This is a genomic window from Robiginitalea aestuariiviva (assembly GCF_029537735.1).
GTDB classification, from domain to species: domain Bacteria; phylum Bacteroidota; class Bacteroidia; order Flavobacteriales; family Flavobacteriaceae; genus Robiginitalea; species Robiginitalea aestuariiviva.
Genome location: NZ_JARPUQ010000002.1, coordinates 335861 through 351248, shown reverse-complemented (window position 1 = coordinate 351248; position 15388 = coordinate 335861). Strand labels below are relative to the sequence as shown.

Annotated in this window: 17 protein-coding genes; 8 read left to right on the top strand and 9 right to left on the bottom strand. The window is 55.9% G+C overall.

The genetic code is table 11. The features are described from left to right. Window position 1: 1 nt before the first annotated feature. From OZ410_RS08265 to OZ410_RS08250, 4 genes are all read right to left on the bottom strand, one after another. A complete protein-coding gene (locus tag OZ410_RS08265; RefSeq protein WP_277707475.1) occupies window positions 2-571 on the bottom strand; it encodes a nucleotide exchange factor GrpE in 570 nt (189 codons plus the stop codon). 108 nt (window positions 572-679) lie between these two features. Next, window positions 680-1597, bottom strand: coding sequence for a TIGR01777 family oxidoreductase (locus OZ410_RS08260; RefSeq protein WP_277707474.1), 918 nt, complete (start codon window positions 1595-1597; stop codon window positions 680-682). A gap of 61 nt (window positions 1598-1658) precedes the next feature. Next, window positions 1659-2357, bottom strand: coding sequence for a tRNA (5-methylaminomethyl-2-thiouridine)(34)-methyltransferase MnmC2 (gene mnmC2 / locus OZ410_RS08255; protein ID WP_277708356.1), 699 nt, complete (start codon window positions 2355-2357; stop codon window positions 1659-1661). Further along, window positions 2335-2832 (bottom strand): DUF4920 domain-containing protein, encoded by a 498-nt coding sequence (locus tag OZ410_RS08250; RefSeq protein ID WP_277707473.1) that lies wholly within the window; start codon window positions 2830-2832, stop codon window positions 2335-2337. Before OZ410_RS08250 ends, mnmC2 begins: the two co-directional genes overlap by 23 nt. A 132-nt stretch (window positions 2833-2964) precedes the next feature. Between OZ410_RS08250 and OZ410_RS08245 the strand changes: the two genes are divergently transcribed. Beyond that, complete coding sequence (locus tag OZ410_RS08245) at window positions 2965-4038, top strand: branched-chain amino acid aminotransferase (protein WP_277707472.1); 1074 nt, start codon at window positions 2965-2967, stop codon at window positions 4036-4038. Window positions 4039-4041: 3 nt separating this feature from the next. On the opposite strand, the gene OZ410_RS08240 is transcribed toward OZ410_RS08245, so the two are convergent. Next, window positions 4042-4428 carry a nucleoside triphosphate pyrophosphohydrolase family protein gene (locus OZ410_RS08240; protein ID WP_277707471.1) on the bottom strand — a complete coding sequence of 129 codons (387 nt, stop codon included), beginning with the start codon at window positions 4426-4428 and terminating at the stop codon, window positions 4042-4044. Between the two features lie 65 nt (window positions 4429-4493). Here OZ410_RS08240 and OZ410_RS08235 point away from each other — a divergent pair, with 65 nt between their 5' ends. The 6 genes from OZ410_RS08235 to OZ410_RS08210 all read left to right on the top strand — a co-directional run bounded on the left by OZ410_RS08235 (window position 4494) and on the right by OZ410_RS08210 (window position 8478). Then, a complete protein-coding gene (locus OZ410_RS08235; RefSeq protein WP_277707470.1) occupies window positions 4494-4682 on the top strand; it encodes a hypothetical protein in 189 nt (62 codons plus the stop codon). Between the two features lie 118 nt (window positions 4683-4800). Then, window positions 4801-4980 (top strand): hypothetical protein, encoded by a 180-nt coding sequence (locus OZ410_RS08230; RefSeq protein WP_277707469.1) that lies wholly within the window; start codon window positions 4801-4803, stop codon window positions 4978-4980. 78 nt (window positions 4981-5058) lie between these two features. Then, a complete protein-coding gene (gene crcB / locus OZ410_RS08225) occupies window positions 5059-5433 on the top strand; it encodes a fluoride efflux transporter CrcB (protein ID WP_277707468.1) in 375 nt (124 codons plus the stop codon). A 275-nt stretch (window positions 5434-5708) separates the two neighbouring features. After that, a complete protein-coding gene (locus OZ410_RS08220) occupies window positions 5709-6047 on the top strand; it encodes a P-II family nitrogen regulator (RefSeq protein WP_277707467.1) in 339 nt (112 codons plus the stop codon). 26 nt (window positions 6048-6073) lie between these two features. Then, window positions 6074-7318 (top strand): ammonium transporter, encoded by a 1245-nt coding sequence (locus OZ410_RS08215; protein WP_277707466.1) that lies wholly within the window; start codon window positions 6074-6076, stop codon window positions 7316-7318. A gap of 119 nt (window positions 7319-7437) precedes the next feature. Beyond that, on the top strand, window positions 7438-8478 hold the full coding sequence (locus OZ410_RS08210; RefSeq protein WP_277707465.1) for an outer membrane beta-barrel protein: 1041 nt from the start codon (window positions 7438-7440) through the stop codon (window positions 8476-8478). Window positions 8479-8549: 71 nt separating this feature from the next. On the opposite strand, the gene OZ410_RS08205 is transcribed toward OZ410_RS08210, so the two are convergent. From OZ410_RS08205 to OZ410_RS08195, 3 genes are all read right to left on the bottom strand, one after another. Then, window positions 8550-9203 carry a DUF1684 domain-containing protein gene (locus OZ410_RS08205; protein ID WP_277707464.1) on the bottom strand — a complete coding sequence of 218 codons (654 nt, stop codon included), beginning with the start codon at window positions 9201-9203 and terminating at the stop codon, window positions 8550-8552. Between the two features lie 110 nt (window positions 9204-9313). Then, a complete protein-coding gene (locus OZ410_RS08200; protein WP_277707463.1) occupies window positions 9314-10768 on the bottom strand; it encodes a hypothetical protein in 1455 nt (484 codons plus the stop codon). A 113-nt stretch (window positions 10769-10881) separates the two neighbouring features. Further along, window positions 10882-11349 carry an Lrp/AsnC family transcriptional regulator gene (locus tag OZ410_RS08195; protein WP_277707462.1) on the bottom strand — a complete coding sequence of 156 codons (468 nt, stop codon included), beginning with the start codon at window positions 11347-11349 and terminating at the stop codon, window positions 10882-10884. A 101-nt stretch (window positions 11350-11450) separates the two neighbouring features. On the opposite strand from OZ410_RS08195, the gene OZ410_RS08190 reads away from it, so the two are divergent. Beyond that, entirely contained in the window at window positions 11451-11855 is a 405-nt protein-coding gene (locus OZ410_RS08190; RefSeq protein WP_277707461.1) for a hypothetical protein, read from the top strand. A 3-nt stretch (window positions 11856-11858) separates the two neighbouring features. Here OZ410_RS08190 and OZ410_RS08185 read toward each other — a convergent pair whose 3' ends face one another. Further along, window positions 11859-15314 carry a methylmalonyl-CoA mutase family protein gene (locus OZ410_RS08185; RefSeq protein WP_277708355.1) on the bottom strand — a complete coding sequence of 1152 codons (3456 nt, stop codon included), beginning with the start codon at window positions 15312-15314 and terminating at the stop codon, window positions 11859-11861. Window positions 15315-15388 lie beyond the last annotated feature (74 nt).

The window sequence follows — 15388 nt, the reverse complement described above, 5'->3', positions numbered from 1 at the left end:
GTTAGTTTCCCACCACTACCTTGGGGTGACGGATGATTTTGTCGCCCAGGGTGAATCCCTTTTCGATCACATCTACAACTTTACCCTTCAGGCTCTTTTTCGGGGCCGGGATCTGGGTTACCGCCTCGTGCACCTCGGCGTCGAAGGCATCCCCTTCCTTTACGGAAATTTCCTCCAGGCCTTTGCTGCGTAAGGCTTCCCGGAATTTGTTGTGGATCAGGGACACCCCTTTAAAAAGCTCTTCATCTTCCGAACGCCCCAGTTCTTTCAGGGCGCGGTCAAAATCGTCCAATACGGGGAGCATGGTGGTGATCACCTCCTGCCCGGCCGTCTTAAACAACTCCATACGTTCCCGGGACGTGCGTTTCTTATAATTCTCGAATTCGGCGAACAGGCGCAGGAATTTGTCTTTTTCCTCTGCCAGTTCTGCCTTCAATCCTTCCACGACGTCCGCGGTTTGCCCGCCGGTTTCGCCGGTATCGCCCTGGGGTTCCGAATCCCCTGCCGGGGCGGTTTGGCCCCCTTGGGGATCTACCACCTCCTCTTGTTGCATATCCTTATCTGTACTCATCGTTGCTGATGCCGTTTATTTCGTGATTGATAAGCGGCAAAAGTACTGCCAATTCGGGAATAATGTCAAAATGTCACGAAAAAAGGCGGGGATGTCGGAATAGTCCGTTCAGGAACCCGAACCCAGCAGGTCTTCCAGGGCAGGCCTCAGGTTGGCATACCGGAAGGTAAAGCCCTCCATCTGGGCCTTCTCGGAACTCACGCGCTGGCTGGCCAGCACCACCTGGGCCATTTCACCAAGCACCAGCCGAAGGAAGGCGCCCGGAACCGGAGGCAGCCAAAGGGGGCGGTCCAGGACGGAAGCGGTTTCCCGGATCAGCTTTTTTTGGGTTACCGGGTTGGGGGCAACCGCATTATAAGGTCCTTCCCATCGGTCTTCCAGAGCCCTCAGAAACATATCGGCCAGGTCCTGCACATGGATCCAGGACTGCCACTGCTTCCCGCTCCCCAGGGGGGCTCCCGCAAAGAAGCGCACCGGCCGGGCCAATTGGGGCAGGGCACCTCCATCCTTTGCCAGCACCAACCCAATGCGCAGGGCCGCCACCGCGACGCTCAATTCCCGGAAACGAAAGGCAGCCGTTTCCCAGGCCTGTACCGTTTCCCCCAGAAACCCCGAATCCAGGCTGGTTTCCCCTTCCGAATAAAAGGCAGTACGCGAATCCGGGTAAATACCGATCGCCGAGGCGGAAACCAGGTGCTCAACGGTATGGTTCCCCAGGGCTTCCAGGCCTTTGTACAGGGTATTGAGGCTCTGCACCCGGCTTTGCAGGATAGCCTTTTTGTAGGTGGGTGTCCACCGCTTGGCAATGGGTGCCCCGGCCAGGTTTACGATCCAGCGGACGCCTTCAAAACAGGCGGGGTCTATGGTGCCCTTACCAGGGTCCCAGAGAAAACCTTCCATCCCGGCTTCGCTGCGAAGCTGGTCAGCACTTCGGGTCAGGTATTTTACGGAGATGCCGGCATTTCGGCATTGGGCCACCAGGGTATTGCCTACCAGGCCTGTGGCGCCGGTGATCAGAACACTCAAAAGCAAATTTTTAACAAAAATACGGTGCCGGGAGGGGAAAGGCGAAGGCTTTAAAGGGGATTTAACATTGGGGCGGGCGGGTGGCTCGCAGCATTTCCCGTTTCCCCGGCGGGCCAGGGAGGCGCTCCACGCCAAAGCCGGCTGCCTGCATGGCCCGGCGTACGCTGCCTTTCGCGGCATAGGTCACCAGCACCCCTCCGGGTTCCAGGGCGTTGAACATGGCCCTGAAGATCTTTTCGGTCCAGAGTTCCGGTTGTACCCGGGCCCCAAAGGCGTCAAAATACAGCAGGTGGTAGCCGCCGGTATCCTGAAATTCCCGAAAATCCATCTGCCGCTTGCAAAGGTGAAAGTGTGGGGCCACCCGGGCCCGGGATTCCCAGGGCGCCAGGTGCAAAGCAGCATAGGCCGCGGCCGCATCGGGGCTTTTTAGGGAGGTGGCATAGTCCAGCGGCTCCCATTCGGCTGGCTCCAGGGGAAAAGCTTCCAGGGCCGTGTACACCACCTCAGGATACCCTTCCCGGGTTTCGAGCAGAGTCAGCAGGGCGTTTAGCCCGGTGCCGAAGCCCATTTCCAGGATGTGCAGGGGATTGGTCGGAGGCAGGTGCCTGAGCCCGGCCTCTATAAAGACGTGCAGGGATTCCTGCAGGGCCCCGTGCACCGAGTGGTAGTGTTCGTCCCATTCCGGAAGGTGCAGGGTGGGCGAACCATCGGCGGTCCGCACCCATTGGCGGGAACCTTTATTGGCGGAATCGGACACCATCGGCTTCAAAACCGGCTTCCTTTACCGGGCCGACTAAGGCCAGTACTTCTTCCTCCGGGGCTCCGGCGTCCTGGGCCAGGTGCCTGCGATCGGCTTCTGAAACCTCAGAAACGAAGGCTTTCCCGGATACTGTGACCCGGGTACCTGCCAGGTCCTTGGGCACAAAAAACCCATAATCCTTGAATCGGACCATTACCGGGTCCTGCCCGGGCAGAGCAAGTTTCATCCAGCAGCCTTTGGCCTGGCAGACCTCCAGCACCTCGGCTTCAAAGGTGGTTTGCAGGGTGTCTGTTGCGCTAAGGTTCCCGAACAGGGCTGCAGCCCTGGCCGCATCCAGCACCGCGCCTTCGGGAATCGGGGCGCCCAGGGCCACAGCCGCATCACTGGCCTCCACTGCTGGTGCTTCGGGAGCTATGCCCGTATTTTCCTGTTGCGATTTCTGTTGCCCACACCCCGCGGCGAGTGCAAAAACCAAAAGAATACTGTTAAAATGCCGCATAATCTTTATCGCTTTGTTGCTTCTGCCAAAGGTCAGGATTTTATGGCGGAAATTAAAGGGTATGCCAGAAGAATATTATGTACTTTTATGCTTCCAAAACCGAGGTATATGGAGTTCACCACCCAAGCCATCACCATCACCAAAACCAAGGCATCCCGCCTGCCCGAGGTCGATTTTGACAACCTGCCCTTCGGCAGCGTTTTTGCAGACCATATGTTCATTTGCGAATACCGGGACGGCGCCTGGCAGGACGCCCGGATCGTACCCTACGGCCCTATTTCCCTGGAACCGTCTGCCAAGGTATTCCACTATGGACAGGAAGTCTTTGAGGGCATGAAGGCGTATAAGGATGCCCAGGGGCAAACCTGGCTGTTCCGCCCGCTGGAAAACGCGCGGCGCCTGAACAAATCTGCGGCCCGCCTGGCCATCCCGGAGGTGCCGGAAACCCTGTTTATGGAAGGCCTCAAAACCCTGCTGGAGGTGGATTCGGACTGGATCCCCACCCAGGCTGGGAGCTCCCTGTACATCCGCCCCTTCATTTTTGCATCGGGGACCGGTTTTCACGCCTCCCCGGCAGATGCCTATACCTTTATCATTGCCTGTGCCCCCTCAGGGGCCTATTTTTCCGGGAAAGTGGACGTCCGGATTGAAGAAACCTATTCCCGCGCGGCCAACGGAGGTGTGGGATATGCCAAGGCTGGCGGCAACTACGCCGGGCAGTTCTACCCCACCCACCTGGCCAAGGAAGCCGGGTTCCAGCAAGTGGTCTGGACAGATGACAACACCCACGAATTCATAGAGGAAGCCGGGGCCATGAATATTTTTATCCGCATCGGGGATACCCTGCTGACCAGCCCTACCAGCGACCGCATCCTGGACGGAATCACCCGCAAGAGTATCCTCACCCTTGCAGAGGCAGAAGGCATTGCCACCGAAGTTCGTAAAATCCGTGTTTCCGAATTACTGGAGGCCGCGGCCAACGGCACCCTGAAGGAAATGTTCGGGGCCGGAACGGCAGCGGTAGTTTCTCCCATCAGCGGTTTCGGGTACCAGGGCAAACGCTACGCCCTGCCTGAGCTGGAGGATTCCTATGCAGCCTACATCAAGAAACGTATTACGGACATCCAGTACAACCGGGCCGAAGACCCGTTTGGATGGCGGTATGCCGTTGGGGGCAAATAACCCTTAGTCTTCCAGGGCCGAAGCGATATCCGGGGTGAAGTAATCCGGGCCTTTCATCACCTTGCCGTCTTCGCGGTATATGGGCTTACCGTCGGCACCCAGTTTACTCATGTTGCTGCGCTGTATCGCTTCAAAAACCGCCTCGATCTTATGCTGCAAGCCGTGCTCCAACAGGGTGCCGCAAAGGATGTACAACATGTCGCCCAGGGCATCGGCCACCTCCACCAGGTCCCCTTGCATGGCGGCGTCCAGGTATTCCTCGTTTTCCTCCCGCATGAGTTTGTAGCGCAGCAGGTTTTTCTCTGCCCCGAGATGGGCGATGGGAGTATCGGATATACCCAGGCCAAAGGCCTCGTGGAAAGCCGCAACCGCGGCGATTTTTTCTTTCATTTGGCGTGATTTTGGATTAATTTTGCCCCGCAGGTCTGCCACGGCAGGCGGCTAAAAATAGAAAGATGTTTTCCTCCGGACAAATTGCCTTCGCCCTCTTTTTTATCGTTGCTTTTACAGCAGCCATGGTCTGGGTCTACCGATCGGACCGTGAGACCACCAAAAAGCAGTACAAAGGGGTCGGATGGGTGCTTTTGGCCTTTGTCAGTTTCGTAATCATCCTCTTCCTTTTAAAGTACATACTCAGTTTCTAACACCCGCAATTACGGATACGGCAAAAATTCCCATTTATATCTGTGATAGCGTGAAATTTTACGGAAAATATAAGAAAAGCCGTACTTTTGCGTTATAGCTTTCAAAGAACCTACGTCCATGGTTGTATTCTTTACCATTTTTACCGCTGTTGTCTTACTAAACGCCCTGTTGCTGATCTTCAGCACCTCGGTGCGTTTTCAGCGTAAAAACAGGTCACGTTCGGCGAGCCTGCCTACCCTGAAGCTCAAAAACCTTCGTCTGGACACCCTGGATTCCGAGTACCGCAAAGCGGTGTAAGGCAAACTTTTCTTAGATTTACCCTCCACTGGGGCGGCCATTGCCGTTTCCAACCCTTTACGCCAACACCGGCCCTAGATGAAGCCATTGCTGTTAGTCATACTCGGCGGTGGGATTGGCAGTGGTCTAAGATACCTGGTCAGCCAATACCTGAACCCCCTTATTTCCGGTTTTTACCTGGGCACCTTCCTGGTAAATGTGGTGGGCTGCCTGCTTATTGGCCTGCTCCTGGGCACCACCCTGCGCACCGGCTCCACCAACCCCGCCCAGGCTGCCTTGCTGGCAACGGGGTTTTGTGGTGGCTTCACCACCTTTTCTACCTTTGGCCTGGAGCAGTTCCTGCTCCTAAAGCAGGGGAGCTACCTCCCCTTCCTCGCCTACAGCCTGGGTAGCATTGCCCTGGGCATAGGCGCGGTAATGCTTGGCTTTTGGCTGGCCCGCTTTCTGGCTTAGCCCCTGGATATTCCTAACTTTTATCAACGTTTTTGATTATTTATTAACAATACGGCAATGTTTTGTCCGTAATTCCCTGCATTTTTTCAGCATTTCCCTCGTTTCCCTTCAAACTATTCAGCAATACCCAAATAATTACCCTTTATAAAAATGATACCCTCATTTTTTAGGGGGTATATTTAAAAGTATAATAAAAATCCTGCCCCTACCCCCTGTTTTTTGAGGGGGTATTCAATTTAATATATATTTGGCCCGATCAACAAAAACTACTACTCATGAAAAAAGTGGAAGCCATTATCAGAAAATCCAAGTTTGATGAGGTCAAAAAGGCCCTGCATCAAATCGAGGTGAATTTTTTCAGCTACTGGGATGTTACCGGGGTTGGAAACGAAAAACAGGGACATGTATACCGGGGGATCTCCTATAGCACTTCCGATATCCAGCGCAGGTACCTGGTGATCGTTGTCAGCGACAGTTTCCTGGAGCGCACCATCAACACCCTGCTCGAAACGGCATATACCGGAAATGTCGGGGATGGAAAAATCTTCGTATCCGACATTATCGAAGCCTATCGCATCAGAACCAAGGAAAGCGGCCATGCCGGCATTAACTAACTAACCGACTCAAAAGATTTTTCGTTATGGATACTGGATTATTTACAGCTAACAACGTATGGATGATGTTGTGCACCGCCCTGGTGTTCTTCATGCACCTGGGCTTTGCTTTTCTGGAAATCGGGCTCACCCGCCAGAAAAACACCATCAACATCCTTTTCAAGAATATTTTCATCATTACCGTAGGGCTGCTGATGTACTACATCGGGGGCTTTAACCTCATGTACCCCGGGGAGTTCAACGGCTTCCTCGGATTTGCAGGCTTTGGCCTGGAAACCGACGCTGCCGGGCTCACCCCCGAATATGCAGACGGCGGATACACCTACTGGACGGACTTCCTCTTCCAGGGCATGTTTGCCGCCACCGCTGCCACCATTGTTTCCGGGGCTGTGGCAGAGCGAATCAAACTGGGACCGTTCATGATCTTTACCCTCCTCTACGTAGGCCTGGTATACCCGATTGTGGGTTCCTGGCAGTGGGGCGGTGGGTTCCTCTCCACCCTGGGTGGCGAAGAGGCCGGATTTTATGATTTTGCAGGGTCTACCCTGGTACACTCCGTAGGCGGATGGGGCGCCCTGGTGGCTATCTGGCTGCTCGGCGCGCGAATCGGGAAATTCGGTGACGATGGGAAACCCAAGGCTATTCCCGGACACAATATCCCGCTGGCTACGGCCGGGGTCCTCATCCTTTGGCTGGGTTGGTTCGGCTTTAACGGCGGTTCCGTCCTGTCCGCAGACCCGGCCCTGACCTCCCTGGTGCTGGTGACCACCAGTCTGGCTGCGGCTGCCGGAGGGGTAAGTGCCTTTGTAGTATCGACGCTGGCGTATAAGAATTACGACCTGACCATGTTCCTGAACGGGATCCTGGGCGGCCTGGTGGGCATCACTGCCGGCGCAGACCTGATGTCCCCCAATGAAGCTGTGGTGATTGGGCTTATTGCCGGCGCCATCATCGTTGGCGGGGTGGCACTGATTGACCGCATCCGCCTGGACGACCCGGTTGGCGCCGTAACCGTCCACCTGATTTGCGGAATCTGGGGCACCCTGGCTGTAGGCATCTTTGGCGACAAAGCCGGCATAGACCAGTTCCTTTACCAGCTTACCGGGGTAGGCGCAGCAGGGGTATTCTGTATTGTGACCGCCTTCCTGTTCATCTTTATCCTGAAGAAAACCGTGGGTATCCGCGTAGACAAGGAAGAGGAGCTGGACGGGCTGGATATACACGAGCACGGCATGGACGCCTATGCGGACTTCCGGATGAACCAGCACTAAACCTTAATAAAAGGGACGGAGCGTTCTGCCAAACGCTCCGTCTTTAAAAACGCAATCATTTCAACGAACTCACAAGTCAAAAACAATCACTCTGCTTTTCAGAGCAAAACATGAATCCTATGAAAGCGATTACAAATACAAATTTCGGAAAATATCTGCTTATTGGCCTTACGTTTTTATCGGCCTTTTCTGCCTGGTCCCAGGAAGAGGAAGCAGAGAAGAAGTTTACCCTGAGCGGAACCGTTGACGCCTATTACCGGGCCAACCTGACCGCCCCCAACGACGAAGATGCCATTGCACCCGGGTCTTCCTTTGCCAACCTGCCGGGCTTTTCCCTGGGCATGGCCAACCTGATTGCCACCTATGAAGGCGAAAAGGTGGGCTTTGTGGCAGACCTGGTTTTCGGGCCCCGCGGAACGGATGCCGTTTTTGCCTCCCCCATGTATTCCATGACCGGGAATATCGTAAACCAGCTGTACGTGTACTGGAACGTTTCGGAAAGCGTAACCCTTACCTTCGGGAATTTCAACACCTTCCTGGGGTATGAGGTTATCTCCCCGGCGGCCAACTTTAACTACAGCACCTCTTACCTGTTCTCTTACGGGCCTTTTTCGCACACCGGTTTAAAAGCCGATTTTGACCTGGGCAACGACTGGTCCGCCATGCTGGCGGTGATGAACCCCACCGACCTCACCGAGTTCAACCCCACCGGGGATTACGCCGTGGGTGCCCAATTGGGGTACTCCGGGCAATACCTGAACTTCGTGTACAGCCAGGGTGCTTATGAAATCGATTATACCGGGGGCTTCGATGTTACCGAAGATTTCTACCTGGGGGTAAACGCCGCCTATTTTGACGACGAAGACCTGGGCTTTGCAGGGGTAGCCCTGTACCCGCAGTACAGCACCTCCGAGAATTTCGCCCTGGGCCTGCGGGCAGAATACTTCGTGGAAACCGGGGATTACGGGGCTATCGGTACCGGCCTGGAGGATTCCAGCGTACTGGCCGTGACCCTGACCGGCAGCGCTACTGTAGGCGACCTGATGATCAAACCGGAAATCCGTCTGGACAGCGCTTCGGACGACGCTTTTATCAACAATGACCTGGATCCGACCAAAAGCCTCGCTTCCTTCCTGCTGGCCGCGGTCTACTCCTTCTAAGGCTTTTTGCCGCCCATTTTGTTTAGTTTGGTTAATGGGAAAGCCCCCGGCCTGGTGCCGGGGGTTTTCATTTAGGGCCCATAAGCCATGACCCCTGCACGTACCGGGATGTCCAAATGGTTTTCCCTGGGCACAATGGGGCAGGAATAGTCGGGATTATACGCACAATAGGGGTTATAGGCCTGGTTGAAGTCCAACAGCAAGCTATCTCCGGCCGGAATGCGCAGGTCCATGTACCGCCCCCCGTAATAGGTTTCCTTCCCATTGGTGGCATCCGTAAACGGGAGAAAGAGATAATCCTCAAACCCTTCCTCCTGCATGAGTTGCAGGTTCTGGTACACCTTCAGATAGAATCCTTCTCCTTCCAGTTCAAAATGCAGGGTGCCGTATTGCCGCTCCCGCGAAAGGCGGTCCGTGGTGGTGGGCATGTCAAAGGGCAAAGCTTCCGGCGTCCGGGACAACCGGGCCCAAACCTGGTAAGAGGTATCCGGTTCAAAAAAGGCAAGCCCCTGAAAACGGGGGAGGTCCTCGTCGGTAAGGGGGGAGGTTTCCGGGTCCCGGTATTCGGCATTGAGCTCCTCCTGGAATTCCAGCACGGCCTGTAGGCCCGTATGGGATTCCACGGGAACGGGTTCGGTCTGGCTGGTTTCATGGTAGCGTTTGCCCCGGTTACAGCCCACCATAAGGACTGCGACCCCCAAAAGCATAGGTGTTCGAAGGTTCATAGGAATGGGTTTGAATGTCGCAGCCGGGGGAAAGCCGCCCGGTAAAGATCGCATCTTAGAACCAAGCGTGCAAACCCTAAACCCATCCGGGTGCCTCTGGGACACGGGAATTATCCGTCCTCCTTCTGGGGTTCGGGAGCCGGCGGCTCGGGTAACTCGTAGCGGGCATCCTTCAGATATTTGGCTACAAGGTCATTGAATTCCGGACTGATACGGAGCAAGGCCGTATGCTCCAGATCATACAGGGCGGCGCGGTCCCGGAAGCCCTGCTTAAGGAGCTCCTCCATATAGAACAGGGCCGTTCCGTAATCTTCGTATTTGGACGTGAGGGAAATCAATTTCAGGTAATTCCCGAAATCCTTCGGGGACGTGATGGTCTTCACCATGCGCAGCAGCACCTCGTCTCCGGCTTCCTGGGCTTGCTGGGCGGCGGCAATCACCAGGTATTCGTCCACCAGGGCATTCAGGTAAGATTCCAGGCGAGCCCCCATCAGTTGTTCCTCCCGTTTGGGGCTGGCCTTATGCTTTTCCAGCTTTTCCATCTGGAACCGCCACCACCCCAGGTTATTCAGGTTGAAATTCAGGACGTCCTCTTCCAGGTACAGGGCAAAGTCGTCTCGCATAAAGCGTTCCCGCAACTGAAAAACTTCAAAATCGCGCCGCTGGGCCCGATACCCGTTATTCCTTCGCAATTCCCGCTCCATCACCCGGAGGCCATCCACGTCGGTCAGGGGCGCCAGCAAGGCTATGGCCTCTTCCAACTGGTCGTGTGCCAAGAGGAACTGCCCGCTGTTGCGCAGTTTGCGCACGTATTGCAACCATGCAACTTTTGCCGTTGCCACGGTCACGGTGTCCTGGGGGATCCATTTACGAGCCATGGCCATCAGGGTCAGGGATTGCAACCCCCGAACGGGGAATTCGTCGTCCGGGCGTTCTGCGCCCCCGTCAAAGTACAAGAGATGATTCGGAATTTTGCGCTGGTCCAGCAGGGTTTCCGAGTCCAGCATATCCAGAAAGCGGTAATCCTGCTGCCCGTAAATCCCCACAAAATGGAAACGCCTGCTGGTACGGGGCATCAGCCCCCAGTTGGGAGTAGCAGACCCCAGTACCAGCACGCCCTGTATCTTGTTGAGCAGCCCCGGCAACAAGGTCGCCACCAGGGCACCGGAGCCATAACCCCCTACATTGATGCGGGAAGGATCCAGGGGCACCAGGCTGGAGACCATCTCCACGCTTTGGCTGAAGTACAGTACCTTTTGGGTTAGAGGAATATCGCTGCCCATCATGCGGGAGGAGGCCAGGATATAGCCGTTTTTTTCCGCGGCATTCTTCAGGTGCCGCATGGACTGGTAGCGGGTCGCTTCAGACTCGATCAGGAAGAGCAGCGGCCATTTTCGGTCCGGGGTGAAATACGAGGGAAGGAACAAACTTAACTGGCTGCCTACGGAATCCTGTAACCCCAGGCTGTCGATAACCAACCCTTTACGGACGGTAATCTGGGCCTGCGCCTCGGTTGTGGCCCAGCCACATACCAAAAGGAAATAGAGAAAGAAGCATTTTTTCATAGTCAACACTGCATCAAAAATCCCGCCAATCTCATTTAAAGCGGGCGGAAAATCCAGACTGCGGCCCCGGGGAAACTACCTATCCAAAATAGGTAAATCGGCCCAGATTTTCCCTATTGGGTTTCTTCCGTGGGCGAAAGCCTGCGTATAGGGGCATTGGAAATTACTTCCGACAGGATGATGTGGGTTCGGGTCTCCCCATACTGGATCAGGCGGTCAATAAAACGCTCCAGGTGGAACTGGTCCCTCAAGACCACTTCCATAATGATGTTTTCGTTCCCGGTAATCCGATAACAGTTAATAACCTCCTCCAGGGTTTTGACCTGCTCCAGAAAGGGCTTGAGCTTGCCCATAAAGGCGCGCAGCGTAATAATCGCCTTGAGCTGGTACCCGGCCTTGGTATGGGATACGGAAGCCCAGTATCCCTCAATCACCCCCAGGTCTTCCAGGCGCTTAACCCGTTCGGCCACGGCCGGGGGGGTCAGGCCAATCGCCCTGCCAATGCCGGCCAGGGAAGCCCGGGCGTTCTTCTGCAGGGCACCCAGGATACTCCAATGCAGCGAATCCAATTTATAATCCATATCAAATTTTATAAAATACCTAATATTATAAGGCAAGATAGCTTATTTCATTTATAAAGCAAATAATATAGCCCTGGATTGGCCCGTATCTTTATGAAAAATTGAAAAAGAAGATGTCCTACCAGCGCATCAAAGACCTGCCGGTATACCGCCAAGCCTTATCCCTGCGGACTATGAGCCGGGAAATTGCCTCCTTTGTGACCTACAACAAAGACCTGCTTACCCTGGCTAAATCCAACAGCCTGCGCGATCAGATGGCCGATTCCCTGCTTACGGATGCCATCCTGATTCCCCAGCAGATTGCCCGGGCAGAAGGGACCACCTCTATGCTCACCCGCCAGCACAGCATTCACTTTATACAGGTCATGATCCAAAACCTGGCCATGTATTGCCGCGGGCTGGAAAAAGACGGAGTGCGGGAACGGGAATACCTGGACCTGCTCCGGGAAGAAGTGAAGCACTTTCGCCGGAGTTTCAAGAAATGGCGAAAAAGCCTGCTGGATTAACCCCTACATGTTGCGGCGGTACTGCCCGCCTACCTCGAAGAGCGCCTGGGTGACCTCGCCCAGGGAGGCCGTTTTGCACACCTCCATCAGGGCGTCGAACATGTTGGCGTTTTCCACTGCGGCCGCTTGCAATTGCCGGATACCTTCCCGGGCGGCCTCCCCATGCTGGGCGTGCACGCGTTCCAGGGTGGCAATCTGAGCCTGTTTCTCTTCCTCCGTAGCGCGGATTACCTCTGCGGGCAGAACCGTGGGCGACCCTTTGGAATTCAGGAAAGTATTCACCCCAATAATGGGATAGGCCCCGGAGTGCTTCAGGGTTTCGTAATGCAGGCTTTCCTCCTGTATGCGCGAACGCTGGTACATGGTTTCCATGGCGCCCAGCACCCCGCCCCGTTCGGTGATGCGGTCAAATTCTGAAAGCACGGCTTCCTCTACCAGTTCGGTAAGCTCCTCAATGATAAAGGCCCCCTGCAAGGGGTTTTCGTTCTTGGCCAGCCCCAGCTCTTTGTTAATGATGAGCTGAATGGCCATGGCCCGGCGCACGGATTCCTCCGTAGGCGTGGTTATAGCCTCATCGTAGGCATTGGTATGCAGGGAATTACAATTGTCATAGATGGCATAAAGGGCCTGCAGCGTAGTGCGGATATCATTAAAATCGATCTCCTGGGCGTGCAGGCTACGGCCCGAGGTCTGGATGTGGTATTTGAGCATCTGCGCCCTGGGGTCTGCCCCATATTTCTCCTTCAGAGCCTTGGCCCAGATTCGGCGGGCCACCCGCCCGATTACGGCATATTCCGGATCTATACCGTTCGAGAAGAAGAAAGAGAGGTTGGGGCCAAAGGCATTGATGTCCATCCCCCGGCTCAGGTAATATTCCACATAGGTAAACCCGTTGGCCAGGGTAAAGGCCAACTGGGTGATGGGGTTGGCCCCGGCTTCGGCAATGTGGTAGCCCGAGATAGAAACCGAGTAGAAGTTACGCACCTGATGGCGGATAAAATACTCCTGTACGTCCCCCATGAGCCGCAGAGCAAACTCCGTGGAAAAGATGCAGGTATTCTGGGCCTGGTCTTCCTTCAGAATATCGGCCTGAACGGTACCGCGCACCTGGCGGAGCGTCTCGGCCTTGATACCGGCATAAACCTCCGCGGGCAGGACCTGGTCTCCGGTGATCCCGAGCAGGTACAGCCCCAGCCCGTTATGACCTTCGGGCAGGTCCCCCCGATATTCGGGCGGGGTGGTCCCACTGCCTTTAAAGTATGCCGCTTTCTTGGCGTCTACTTCCTGTTCCAGGCCATGCTCCCGGATATACTTCTCGCAATTCTGGTCGATGGCTGCATTCAGGAAAAAGCCCAAAAGCATGGGGGCGGGGCCATTAATGGTCATACTTACCGAGGTGAGGGGGTCGCTTAGGTCGAACCCGCTGTAGAGTTTTTTGGCGTCGTCCAGGCAGCAAATCGAAACCCCGGCATTTCCGATCTTGCCATAAATATCCGGGCGGTGGCCCGGGTCGTGGCCGTAGAGGGTTACCGAATCGAAGGCGGTAGACAGCCGCTTGGCCGGCATCTCCAGGCTCAGGTAATGGAAACGGCGGTTGGTGCGTTCCGGCCCGCCCTCGCCTGCAAACATCCGGGTCGGGTCTTCTCCTTTGCGCTTAAAGGGGTACAGCCCGGCGGTGTAGGGAAATGCCCCCGGAACATTTTCCTGCAGGGCCCAGAGCAGCAGGTCTCCCCAGCTGCGGTACCGCGGCAGGACCACCTTGGGGATGTCCAGGTGGGACAGGGATTTGGAATGCGTTTCAATGCGGATTTCCTTACCGCGGACCTCAAATCGGTATTCGGGCCCGGCATACTGCGCCTTCATTCCACCCCATCCCAGCAGGAAATCCCAATGGTGGGGGTTCAGGTTTTTGCGCTCCTGCTCAAAGGCCTCACCCAGGGCCCGCACCGTTGGCCGCTGCGCCTCTTTAGCCTGTTGCAAAAGCCCCTCCAGGTCCAGGCCCTCCGGCCCGGCAAAGGGCATCCATGAGGCCTGCGGGTCTGCCCCGGCCAGGGCGCAGAGTGACTGATGGTAGCCATAGAGGCGTTCGGCTACGACCGCCTGCTGCCGGGCCCGAACGTCATAACTGCGATTGTTCTCGGCAATCTCGGAAAGATAGCGGGTGCGGGCCGGGGGGATGATAAAGATCTTTTCGGACATTTCCGACCCCATTGGGGTACCCGGGTGGGCCCAATCGGCCCCGCGCCCGGCAAGGGCCTGCATCACCGCCCGGTACAGGCGGTTCATGCCAGGGTCGTTAAACTGGGAGGCAATGGTCCCGAAAACCGGGAGGTCATCGTCTTCACCTTCCCAAATCCCATGGTTACGGCGGTATTGTTTTTTAACATCCCGCAGCGCATCCAGGGCTCCGCGCTTGTCGAATTTATTGATGGCCACCAGGTCCGCAAAGTCCAGCATATCGATTTTCTCCAGCTGGGTGGCCGCCCCGAATTCCGGGGTCATCACATAGAGGGAGCAATCGGAATGCTCCAGGATTTCCGTATCGGACTGCCCAATGCCGGAGGTTTCCAGCAGGATCAGGTCAAAACCTGAAGCCTTCAGGATCTCCACTGCCTCCTGTACGTAACGGGAGAGGGCCAGGTTGGACTGGCGGGTGGCCAGGGAACGCATATAGACATTGGGGTGGTGGATGGCATTCATGCGGATGCGGTCGCCCAGCAGGGCCCCGCCGGTTTTACGCTTGGAAGGATCCACTGAAATAATCCCCAGTTTCCGGTCCGGGAAATCCGCCAAAAAGCGGCGCACCAGTTCGTCCACCAGGCTGCTCTTGCCGGCGCCCCCCGTACCGGTTATGCCCAGCACTGGCGGCACGGTTTCGGGTTTCGGGAGCTGTCCCCGTACCCTGGCATAGGCCTCGGGCTGGTTTTCGGCCATACTGATCAGGCGGGCCAGGACCATGGGGTCCTGCTGCCGCAGGCCCTCGGCAATGGATTTGGATTCGGGCAGGGCCACGGCAGATACATCGTAATCCGAGCGGGACACCAGGTCGTTGATCATCCCCTGTAACCCCATTTCACGCCCGTCGTCCGGGGAATAGATGCGTTCAATCCCATAATCCATGAGCTCGCGGATCTCCTCCGGGAGGATCACGCCCCCGCCCCCGCCAAAGATTTTGATATGTCCGGCCCCGCGTTCCTCCAGAAGGTCGTGCATGTACCGGAAATATTCATTGTGCCCGCCCTGGTAGGAGGTCATGGCAATGGCGTTGGCGTCTTCTGCAATGGCGCAGTCCACCACTTCGGATACGCTGCGGTCGTGACCCAGGTGAATCACTTCCACCCCGGTGGCCTGGATGATGCGGCGCATGATGTTGATGGCCGCATCGTGACCGTCAAAGAGGGAGGCGGCCGTAACCATTCGTACTTTGTGGACAGGGGTGTAGGGTTTTGCAGCTTCCATAATGAGGGCCGCCATTCCGGCGGCATATTTATCATATTCCAAATAAAACCGGGGAATCCCTCGGGATTTTACAA